Here is a 1,485-nt window from a genome sequence, read left to right as displayed (position 1 = left end):
CATCTCAGTTATCCATTGCGCTGCGCGCCACCCGCAGGACATGAAACAGGCGCCTAATGGCGGGCGCAGCGTCCGGCACCGAGGTCGGTTCGTACTTGGTGCTTCGAGCCCGTATCTCAGTTGGACCCGCGGCCTCACGAGCACCCCAGACTGTTGCCCTGAGCCTTCGGTTCTTGAGCACGCATTTCAGACTTCGATGACGTGGGCCGCACGCCGATGGCGCCGCGAACAGGAGGTTGTCATGGAAGTGATCTACCCGCGCTGCGCGGGATTGGATGTGCACAAGCAAACGGTGGTGGCTTGCGCACGCATTGCCGGTGATGGACCGGCGAGTCAGGAGGTGCGAACCTTCGAGACCACCACTGCGGGCCTGTTGGCCCTGGCCGACTGGCTGGAGTCCTTGGGCGTTGCGCACGTGGCGATGGAGGCCACCGGCGTGTACTGGAAGCCGGTGTGGCACATCCTGGAGGGCCACTTCGAGCTGGTGCTGGCCAACGCCGCGCACGTGAAGAACGTGCCTGGGCGCAAGACCGATGTGAACGACGCGATGTGGCTGGCCGACCTGCTGGCCCACGGCCTGATCCGCGCCAGCTTCGTGCCTCCCACTGCGGTGCAGGAGCTGCGCACCCTGACGCGTACGCGCAAGCAGTTCGTGCGCGAGCGGGCCTCGCACGTGCAGCGCATCGAGAAGGTGCTGGAGGACGCCAACCTGAAGCTGTCGGTGGTGCTCAGCGACATCCTGGGCAAGGCCGGGCGCGCGGTGCTGCGGGCCATCATCGATGGGCAAACCCAGCCCGAGCGGCTTGCGCAATGCGTGACCACGCGCGTCAAGGCCACTCCAGCCGAGCTGCTCGAGGCGCTGCGCGGGCGCATCCGCAAGCACCACCGCTTCATGCTCAAGCTGCACCTGGGTCACATCGATGCACTGGACAAGGCGATTGCCGACATCGAAAAGGAGGTGGGCCTGGGGCTCGAGCCTTTTCGGGCAGCCTCCAAGCTGCTGAGCACCATGCCCGGCGTCAAGGCAGTGGCCGCCGATGCGCTGATCGCCGAGATCGGCATCGACATGAGCCGCTTCGCCACGCCCGGCCATCTGCTGTCGTGGGCCTGCCTGTGCCCGCGCAACGACGAGAGCGCGGGCAAGCGGCGCAGCACCCGGTTGCGCCGCGGCGGCAAGTGGCTCAAGACCACGCTGGTGCAGGCCGCCTGGGCGGCCATCAAAGTCAAGGACGGCTATCTGCAGGCGCAGTTCCACCGCATCCGGGCACGTCGCGGTGCCAAGAAGGCCATCATCGCCGTGGCAGCCTCCATGCTCACGGCCATGTGGCACATGCTGCGTGACGGCACCGAATGGCAAGACCTGGGTGCCGCCCACTTCGACCGCACGGACGCCGCCAAAACAGCCAACCGCTTGATCCGGCGCCTGCAGCAGATCGGCTACCAAGTCACCGCTGTCACGGGGTGAAAGACGCAGTTTCATTTCAG

The 1,485-nt window shown here is 66.2% G+C and carries 1 protein-coding gene; it reads left to right on the top strand.

Going from position 1 to position 1,485, the window contains the following annotated elements:
- Positions 1 to 241 precede the first annotated feature (241 nt).
- Positions 242 to 1,465: an IS110 family RNA-guided transposase gene (locus tag AX018_RS24450; RefSeq protein WP_111882833.1), complete on the top strand. Its 1,224-nt coding sequence runs from the start codon at positions 242 to 244 to the stop codon at positions 1,463 to 1,465.
- The last annotated feature ends 20 nt before the right edge of the window (positions 1,466 to 1,485 follow it).

The organism is Paracidovorax anthurii (assembly GCF_003269065.1).
GTDB classification, from domain to species: Bacteria; Pseudomonadota; Gammaproteobacteria; order Burkholderiales; family Burkholderiaceae_C; genus Paracidovorax; species Paracidovorax anthurii.
The sequence above is the reverse complement of the archived record's forward strand: the minus strand, read 5'-3'. Positions and strand labels throughout refer to the sequence as shown.